The sequence below is a fragment of the Mesorhizobium sp. M4B.F.Ca.ET.017.02.2.1 genome, from assembly GCF_003998955.1.
GTDB classification, from domain to species: Bacteria; Pseudomonadota; Alphaproteobacteria; order Rhizobiales; family Rhizobiaceae; genus Mesorhizobium; species Mesorhizobium abyssinicae.
Genome location: NZ_RZOF01000265.1, coordinates 1 through 8826, shown reverse-complemented (window position 1 = coordinate 8826; position 8826 = coordinate 1). Strand labels below are relative to the sequence as shown.

At 65.3% G+C, this 8826-nt stretch carries 9 protein-coding genes and 1 pseudogene; 5 read left to right on the top strand and 5 right to left on the bottom strand.

What is annotated here, in order from left to right:
• Together EN738_RS25280 and EN738_RS35675 are read right to left on the bottom strand one after the other, a co-directional pair.
• A partial coding sequence (locus EN738_RS25280) for a hypothetical protein (protein WP_127286085.1) occupies positions 1–331 on the bottom strand: 331 nt, incomplete at its 3' end.
• 23 nt (positions 332–354) lie between these two features.
• Positions 355–501, bottom strand: coding sequence for a hypothetical protein (locus tag EN738_RS35675; RefSeq protein ID WP_189605959.1), 147 nt, complete (start codon positions 499–501; stop codon positions 355–357).
• Positions 502–837: 336 nt separating this feature from the next.
• Here EN738_RS35675 and EN738_RS25275 point away from each other — a divergent pair.
• Positions 838–1721 (top strand): annotated as a pseudogene (locus EN738_RS25275) (dienelactone hydrolase family protein).
• A gap of 2 nt (positions 1722–1723) precedes the next feature.
• Here EN738_RS25275 and EN738_RS25270 read toward each other — a convergent pair.
• On the bottom strand, positions 1724–2668 hold the full coding sequence (locus EN738_RS25270) for a DMT family transporter (protein ID WP_127286084.1): 945 nt from the start codon (positions 2666–2668) through the stop codon (positions 1724–1726).
• 90 nt (positions 2669–2758) lie between these two features.
• On the opposite strand from EN738_RS25270, the gene EN738_RS25265 reads away from it, so the two are divergent.
• Entirely contained in the window at positions 2759–3244 is a 486-nt protein-coding gene (locus EN738_RS25265; protein WP_127286083.1) for an Lrp/AsnC family transcriptional regulator, read from the top strand.
• Positions 3245–3344: 100 nt separating this feature from the next.
• Here EN738_RS25265 and EN738_RS25260 read toward each other — a convergent pair whose 3' ends face one another.
• Both EN738_RS25260 and EN738_RS25255 read right to left on the bottom strand, forming a co-directional pair.
• A complete protein-coding gene (locus EN738_RS25260) occupies positions 3345–3542 on the bottom strand; it encodes a hypothetical protein (protein WP_126053941.1) in 198 nt (65 codons plus the stop codon).
• Between the two features lie 146 nt (positions 3543–3688).
• Positions 3689–4174, bottom strand: coding sequence for a thioesterase family protein (locus tag EN738_RS25255; RefSeq protein WP_127286082.1), 486 nt, complete (start codon positions 4172–4174; stop codon positions 3689–3691).
• A gap of 102 nt (positions 4175–4276) precedes the next feature.
• Between EN738_RS25255 and EN738_RS25250 the strand changes: the two genes are divergently transcribed.
• The 3 genes from EN738_RS25250 to EN738_RS25240 form a co-directional block, all read left to right on the top strand.
• Positions 4277–5695 (top strand): FAD-linked oxidase C-terminal domain-containing protein, encoded by a 1419-nt coding sequence (locus EN738_RS25250; protein WP_127286081.1) that lies wholly within the window; start codon positions 4277–4279, stop codon positions 5693–5695.
• Between the two features lie 2 nt (positions 5696–5697).
• The gene (locus tag EN738_RS25245; RefSeq protein WP_127286080.1) at positions 5698–6195 is read left to right on the top strand and encodes a hypothetical protein; all 498 of its coding nucleotides are present in this window, start codon (positions 5698–5700) and stop codon (positions 6193–6195) included.
• A 125-nt stretch (positions 6196–6320) separates the two neighbouring features.
• Positions 6321–8826 (top strand): AsmA family protein (locus EN738_RS25240; RefSeq protein ID WP_127286086.1); only part of this gene is annotated, 2506 nt, incomplete at its 3' end.

The following is an 8826-nucleotide window of genomic DNA, read 5'->3' as shown; positions in this document are numbered from 1 at the left end:
TTTGAATCTGGGCCATGTCGAGGCCGGAGGCCTTGAGCGCGGCGATGCCGTTGATCAGCGCGCCGGTCTTCTCGCCGAGCACGCCGCCAAGCGCCCCCTGCAGCGACGACAGCAGGCCGCCGCCCGAGCCGCCGGATGCACCTGCGGCCATGACATCATATTTCCGGGCTAGCGCATCCGCGCCGGGGATCTTGGCAAAGAAGCTCGAGGCGCTGGTGCCGTCCGCCTCGTGCTCGAGCACCGAAAAAATGGTGCCGACGACCTTTTCCGTCACCGCCTGGTCGAGGCCGGCCTTGGCGGAAACGGTGTTCACGATGTCCTGAACGTCCATGGTCTTCCCCTCGGTGTTGGCGCTTAGTTGCCGGATTTCGCGCGGCCGGGCCGGCGTTGCTCGCTTCTGACCTTGACCGCCGCCCGGCTGAGGGCAGCGGATCGCAGCGCCAGGAGGGCCGCGCTGGCCAGCACGAGCGCGCTTGCGACGATCGGAGCGGACAAGGTCATGAGCGTTGTTCCTTCTCTTCAGGCATCGCCGTGGCAGGCGAAGCCGATCTCAGCTTCCCCTTATATTGTGGCAATGCCATCAAGATTTGCCGAAATGACCAAAATGTGATGGGGCCCCGGACGGGCCGCCCGCCTTTGGATTGCGTTTATCCTAATTTTTATGTTTCTATTCAAGAGCTTATGGCCAATTTCTCATACCGGAGCCGATGTTTGCCGCAAGCACGTTGCGTCGCCGCCGCCCGACCGTGCCAGGCTCTCCGCATCACCCAGCCGTGAATGGACCAAGCGGCTGCCAACCCTATCTTGCGCGGTGGGGGAACAGTCGAGGAATGAGCCATGACCACATCCGCCGCCGAGCCCGTCATCACCCAGGCGATGATCGATGCCTATGATGAATACACGCATCTGACGCTCGACCGGCGCCGTTTCATGGAACAGCTGACGAGGCTTGCCGGATCTGGCGCGGCAGCCGCCGCCATCGTGCCGTTGCTGGCGGCGAATCCCGCCAGGGCGGCGATCGTCGCCGAGGACGATCCGCGCGTGAAGGGTGAGGACATCACCTATCCCGGCATGGCGAGATGAAGGGCTACCTGGTCGAGCCGGCCGACCGGTCCGGCAAGCTCGGCGCCGTCATCGTCATCCACGAGAACAGGGGGCTCAACCCGCACATTAGGGATGTTGCGCGGCGGGTGGCGCTGGAAGGATTCGTAGCGCTGGCGCCGGACTTCATGTCGCCGCTCGGCGGCACGCCTGAGGATGAGGACAAGGTGCGCGAACTGTTCGCGACGCTCGATCCCGCGCAGGTCGCCGCCAACGCCGTGGCGACGGTCGCGTTCCTCAAGGGCTACAAGGACGGCAACGGCAAGGTCGGCGCCGTCGGTTTCTGCTGGGGCGGCGGCGCAGTCAACACGCTTGCCGTCAATTCGCCGGATCTGAGCGCAGGGGTCGCCTATTACGGCATGCAGCCGAAGGCCGACGACGTGCCGAAGATCAAGGCCGCGCTGCTGCTCCACTATGCCGGCCTGGATGCGCGCACCAATGCCGGCATCGATGCCTTCAAGAAGGCGCTCGACGCGGCGCATGTCGAGTACGCGGTCTATGTCTATGAGGGCGGCAACCATGCCTTCAACAACGACACCTCGGCGGCTCGCTACGACAAGAAGGCGGCCGACCTCGCCTGGGGCCGGACGGTCGCTTTCCTGAAGGAGAAGCTTGCCTAGCCTTATGGCACTCGTTCCGGGGCCGGCTTGTGCAAGGCGACGCCGGCCACCACCAGCGCGATGCCCAGGCAATCGCCGAGGCTCGGAACCTGCCTCAGCACGATGATACCGATCAGTGTCGCGCTCAGCGGCAGCAGAGACAGCATCAGCGCGAAGCTGGCGCGCGGCAGCCGCGCCATGGCGAGCTGGTCGCAGATATAGGGGATGACCGAGGAGCAGATGCCGACGCCGATGGCGGCGACAAGCAGCGACGGCGCCGAGAAGGCCGGCATCGCCTGGGTGAAGCCGACGGGCAGCACGACGAGGAAGGCGATCGTCATTGCCGCGCCCAAGCCGGCAATGCCGGCGCCCGCGCCGGACGCCGCGACGCGGTGGCCGAGGACGATGTAGCCGACGAACAGCGCGCCGTTGAGGAAGGCCCAGAACAGGCCGACCGGGTCGCTCGACCATTTGACATCGATCAACAGCAAGGTGCCGGTGACGGCAATGGCCAGCGCCGCGAGATTGCGCGGACTGCGCAGGCCAACGAGCGCGACGGCGATGGTGCCGACGAACTCGATCGCCGCGACCAGCGAGATCGGCAGGCGGTCGAGCGCGAGATAGAAGGAACAGTTCATCACCGCCAGACAGGCGCCGAAGGCGACGAGCAACAGCCGCGTCGATCGGTCGGCGCGGGCGAAGGCTCTCCATGGCCGGGTCAGCGGCGCGAAGACGAGGGCGGCGGTGGCGATGCGCAGCCAGGCCATGCCGAGCACGCCGACCTGGGCGAATAGCAGCACCGCGAAGGCCGGCCCAAGATAGTGGAACACGGCGCTGACGCCGAACCACAGATGTGGCGGCAGCTCCGTCGCCAAGGTGGAAAAGGCAGGGCCGGCAAGGCCCTGGCTGGCGCTGTTTGGCTTGTAGAGGGCGGGGCTTGCCGCCGAGGCTTGCGCTTGATCTCTCATGCGATCATTATCGCAGGCGGATCGCGCGATTTATATGGCTGTCCGTTGGCTCTTCCAGCCAAGTTACTCATGAAAGCAAGGCAGACTACTTTGAAACGCCTTCGAAACGAAAACGCGGACCTCGATGCCGCCGACCTGAAGCTCCTGCGCCTGCTGGAAAAGGACGCGCGCACCAGCACGGCCGAGCTGGCGCGCGCCGTCGGCCTGTCGGCGCCGAGCGTGGCGGAGCGGATCAGAAAGCTGCAGGCGAACGGCGTGATCGAGGCCTACACGGTCAGGATCAATCCGGTCGCGCTCGGCATGAAACTGTCGGCATGGCTGCGCATCAGGCCGGTGCCGGGTCAGCTTGCCGTCGTCGCCGACATCATTCGCGAGCTGCCGGAAATCGCGCAGTGCGACCGGGTGACCGGCGAGGACTGCTTCATCGCGCTGGCGCATGTCGGCTCGGTGGCAGAGCTCGAACGGGTGATCGACAGGATCATCCCTTACGCGATGACCAACACGGCGATCATCCAGTCGTCGCCGGTGGCGCCGCGCTCGCCGCTGGAGCGGTTCGGCGCCTCTCAGAATCGCTGACCCGCTCCAACTATTTGTTTTGACGCAATTCCGGACGGAAAACCGCTACGCACTTTTCCTGGAATTGCTCCAGAGGCCGCAACCAGGGATCGGCAGTAGGTCAGAAATGCCCGCGCTTCAGCCGCGCCTGCTTGAGGATGGCGCGCCAGCGGATCATGTCGAAGGGGATCGGCTCGTTGTTGTTGGCGATGTGGAAGATCTCGTTGTTGACGTTCTTGAGCGAGCGCCAGAAATCATAGTCGGTGATGCGCGGATCGGCCGCCAGCCGTTCCACCTCGACCTTGATGTCGGTTTTCATGCACGTTCCTCGAACCGCCTCTGCCCGCCGCCCCGCATCGCCAACCCGATACGGTGGTTTTCAAACGCTCCGCTGAGTCGTTCAACGACTCAATCGGCTTGTTCACGTTAAAACCTTGGTAAGGTTAACGTGCGCGCTGGGGCGCTTCAAGCGCTCTTGCGTTTGATGCCGATCGAGCGGCCGGCGCGCTCCGGCATCGGCAGCGCGGCGTGGGCAGCGCGCATCTCCTCGACCCTGGCAAGAACGTCGGCGGGGAAGGGCGCCACTTTCGGCCCGGACATGTCGACATGCAGCGAAAGCGTCTCGGAGGTGGCGGCCAGCCAGCCGTCGACATGGCGGATCTCCTGATAGGCTCTCAGGCGCTTTTCGTCATGGTCGATGAGCTGGAAGGAGACCTGGACCTTGTGCTCCAGATGCAGCTCCTGCACGTAGCAGACATGGACTTCCGCCGTGTAGATGGTGAGGCGGCGCTCCTTGGCGTAGTTCGGCCCCATGCCCATCATCTCGAAGGCGCCGTCCGAGCACCGGTCGAACAGCACGTTGTAATAGGCCATGTTGAGATGGCCGTTATAGTCGATCCAGTCCTTCTCGATATCCATGGCGCGGGAAATGAAGGGGGCGGGCATCGACATCTTGTTTTCCTTTCCTGATCGCTGGACAGGGCGTGGGTCGTGAGACTACGCATCCATAACCGCACAGCAAGGGCGGCGGCTGGTCCATTCGCGGAGTGAATCATGGCTTTGAGCGACCTCAATCCCGTCGAGCGCAACGAGGAAGGCATTGCCGCGGTTCTCGGCATCCTCAAGCAGACGCTCGGCGAGCGCTTCCAGACCGGCCAGGCCGTCCGCTCCCAACATGCGCACACCACCACTTACATCCCGACGCAGGCGCCGGACGGCGTCGCCTTCGTGGAGAGTACGGCCGAGGTGGAGGAGATCGTGCGCGCCTGTGCCGCGCACCGGGTACCGGTGATAGCGTTCGGCGTCGGCTCCTCCCTCGAAGGCCACACCAACGCGCCGGGCGGCGGCATCTCGATTGACACCTCGCGCATGAACCGGATTCTCGCGGTCAATCCCGAGGATCTCGACTGCACCGTCGAGCCAGGCGTGACGCGCGAGGACCTCAACCGGCACCTGCGGGACACCGGCCTGTTCTTCCCGATCGACCCCGGCGCCAATGCCTCGCTCGGCGGCATGGCGGCGACGCGGGCCTCCGGCACCAATGCCGTGCGCTATGGCACGATGCGCGAGAACGTTTTGTCGCTGACGGCGGTCATGGCCGATGGCGAGGCGGTGACCACCGGCAAGCGGGCGAAGAAGAGCTCTGCCGGCTACGACCTGACGCGGCTGCTGATCGGCTCGGAGGGCACGCTCGGCGTCATCACCGCGCTGACCTTGAGGCTGCATGGCATCCCGCAGGCGATTTCCGGTGGCGTCTGCCCGTTTCCGAGCCTCGAGGCGGCCTGCAAGACGGTGATCGCCACGATCCAGATGGGCATTCCGGTGGCGCGCATCGAACTGGTCAATGCGCTGCAGATGCGGGCGATGAAGAACTATTCCAAGCTCGACTACCCGGAAGGCCCGTGCCTGTTCGTCGAATTCCACGGCAGCGATGCCGGTGTCGCCGAGCAGGCCGAGACCTTCGGCATGATCGCCGAGGAGAATGGCGGCGGACCGTTCCTGTGGACCAGTGTTGCCGAGGAGCGGACGAAACTGTGGAAGGCCAGGCACGACGCCTATTGGTCGTCGCTGACCTTGCGGCCCGGCGCCAAGGGGCTGTCGACCGATGTCTGCGTGCCGATCTCGCGGCTTGCCGAATGCGTCACCGAGACCGAGGCCGACATTGCCGAGATGGGGCTGATCGCGCCGATCGTCGGCCATGCCGGCGACGGCAACTTCCACGTGCTGGTGTTGATGGATGTCGACAACCCGCAGGAAATCGCGCTGGCGGAAAAATTCGTCGCGCGGCTCAACATGCGCGCCATCGCCATGGAAGGAACCTGCACCGGCGAGCACGGCATCGGCCAGGGCAAGATCGGCTTCCTGCGCCACGAGCTTGGCCATGGCGTCAACATCATGCGCACGATCAAACAGGCGCTCGATCCGCTGAACATCATGAACCCTGGCAAGATCTTGCCCCGTGTTGGTCACTAGTCATGTCGGCGGCCGAGGCCCTGCTGGCGATCGAGGTGCCGCCGTCATCGGCCGGCGCGCCATTGCCGCATGTCTTCGCGGATCAAGAGCGATTGCTGATTGCCTATCTCGCCAACGTTCCGGATCCTTCGTTCGATGGTACGAACCCGCGCTCGGTTTCGCCCGCAACCGGCGATCAATCCGTCGCAATCCTGACGGTGGAACCATACCTGGCGCTTCAATTCGGTCCGCCGAACGATGAAGCCATCAGCGGGCATCGGCTCTACGGTCTCGGCCTGCAACCATATTCTGCGTTCGAAGTCTTCAACTCGTCCTGGATCGCCTCCCTGGAAAAGGCCAATCGGGTTCATCCATCCCACATGCCTGAGCTGTTTTCGGACTATCGGCATTTCATCCTGACGTTCCACGACTCGACCATCGAGTTCGTTGCGCAGAAATTCCTGATCAGCCTTTGCAAGGGTGCGGTCTTGTCCGCCCTGATGGAAGCGGCACGGCATTGACGCGGCGGACTGTCCCCACAGCCTGCGCCCCTGTCCCTGCTTGCCGAGGACGCAGCCGAATTGCCTCTTTATCGACACGCTGATGCGGGTACAGTGCAGCTGACTTTCAACGATCGCTGGTGCTGATGCTCGCACGCCTGTTCGTGATCTTCGGTGGCCTGTTCGTGCTGGTGCTGTGCGCGGCGCTGGTGGTGCCGTATTTTATCGACTGGGCGGGCTACCGCGCCGATTTCGAGCGCGAGGCGAGCGCCATCCTCGGCCGCAAGGTTACCGTCGAGGGCGATGCGACGGCCAGGCTGCTGCCGTTTCCTTCAGTGACCTTCTCCAATGTTTCGGTTGCCGGCGGTCCCGAAGGCCAGCCGGCAATGACCGTCGAGACCTTCTCGATGGATGCGGAACTGGCCCCCTTCCTGCGCGGCGAGGTGCTGATCTTCGACATGCGGCTGGTGCGTCCGAAGGCGACGATCGACATCGCCGCCGACGGCACGGTCGACTGGGCGATGCGGCCGACCGCGCCCTTCGACCTCAACCAGATCGCGATCGAGAAGCTGACGGTGACGGAAGGCGAGGTCGCTTTGCGCCATGCCGCCGGCGGGCGCAGCCACCTGATTTCCGAGATCAATTCGACCGTCTCGGCAAAGTCGCTCGCCGGGCCATGGCGGATGGATGGAACGCTCAAGCTCGACGGCCTGCGCACCGATGTCACCGCCTCGACCGGCAGGGCCGAAGGCAATGGCCAGATGCGGCTGCGGCTGAAGGCCGATCCGGACGCCTATCCGCTGGTCATCGAGACCGACGGCAATGCCGGCCTCGTCAAGGGCGCCGTCGCCTATTCCGGCCAGTTCAAGATCTCCGGCAACGACAGGAATTCGGCCGAGTTGCGCGGCACCGATGGCGAGACGGTGAAGGTCTCGGCCGGCAAGCCGGACCCGGGCTTCCGCCTCAACGGCAAGTTCTCGCTCGATCACCAGAAGCTCGCCTTCGACGAGTTCCGCTTCGAAACCGGACCGCTCGACAATCCCTACACCGCCGACGGCAAAGCCTCGGTCGAGCTCGGGCTGAAGCCGCACTTCTCGATTGAGGCCAACGGCGCGCAGGTGCAGTTCGACGAAGCCGTCGGCGCCGCTGCCGTCGACGGCGTAACGCTCGACCAGCGCGTCAATGCGCTGGAGCAGGCGCTTCTGCATATGCCGAAGCCGACCATCCCCGGCACGGTCGAGGTGAGACTGCCGGCCGTGGTCGCCGGCGACACGACGGTGCGGGACGTGCATCTCTCGGCCGAACCGGCCGAAGGCGGCTGGTCGGTGAAGTCGATTGCCGCGACCTTGCCCGGCCGCGCCACGCTCGAAGCCAACGGCATGCTCAGCGTCGAGGATCATTTCGGCTTCACCGGCTCGCTGCTGCTTGCCGTGGCGCAGCCTTCGGGTTTTGCCGCCTGGCTGTCCAAGGACGTCGACGAGGCGGTCCGCCGATTGCCGGCCGCCGGCTTCAAGGCCAGGGTCGATCTCAGCGAGAAGCGCCAGGCCTTCAGCGATCTCGAACTGATCCTCGGCAAGGCCCGGTTTTCGGGCCGCATCGATTCCAGCCAGCCGGACGACGCCAGGCCCTCGGTGCTTATGCGGCTGGAGGGTGGCGAGCTCGACGTCGACGGTCTGGCGGCATTCGCCTCGATCTTCGTCAGCGACAAGGGCGCCAACCGGTTTTCCGATCGCGACCTCGACTTCCAGATCAAGGCCGGGCCGGTGAGCGCCGGCGGGCTGACGGCCGACACCGTCGACACGGCGCTGCGGCTGCGCAAGGGATTGCTCGAGATCGACCGGCTGTCGCTCAGCGGGCTGGCCGGCGCCTCGATCAGCGCCACCGGGCGGATCAAGGATTTCCCGGAGAGCCCGACCGGCAAGCTCGACGCCTCGGTGGTCGCCGTCGACCTCAAGCCGCTGGTCGACGTGGCGGCGCAGCACTATCCCGACAATGAGCTGCTGAAAGGACTGGCGGCCCGCGCGGTCGCCTATCCGGAACTGCTCCAGGATGCCCGCATCGATGTGGTGACGAGTGCGGCCGACAATGGCGACGGCACGACGGGACTGGCGGTGAGCGCGCAAGGCAAGGCCGGCGGCTCGGCCTTTTCGGCATCGCTTTCCGGCAAGGGCAAGGCCGACAGCCTTGCCCAGGCGCCGGTGATGCTGACCTTCAACGCCAGGAATGCCGACGCCACCGCGCTGTTGGCGCTCTACGGCCTGCCGGCATTGCCGCTTGGCATGCTCGGCCAGGCGACCACCGATGTCTCCGCCAAGGGCACGCTCGACGGTGGCCTGGCGACGAGCTTCAACCTGACCGCCGACGACTTCAGGGCGAGCTTCGAGGGAACGGTCGCCGATACGCAGCAAGGCGCGTCGGCCAAGGGCAAGGTCAGCCTCGAAGCCTCCGACATCGAGCCCTGGCTGATGACGACCGGCGTTGGCCTGCCGGGCATGGGAACCGGCACCTCGGCCTCGCTCGCCGCCGACGCCGATTTCGGCAACGGCCTCTTGGTGCTGAGCGGGCTCAGCGGCGCCGTCAACGAGGCGTCGGTCTCCGGCGACGTCAATGTCGACGTCAAGGACGGGCTGCCGCATCTGGCCGGAGCACTGG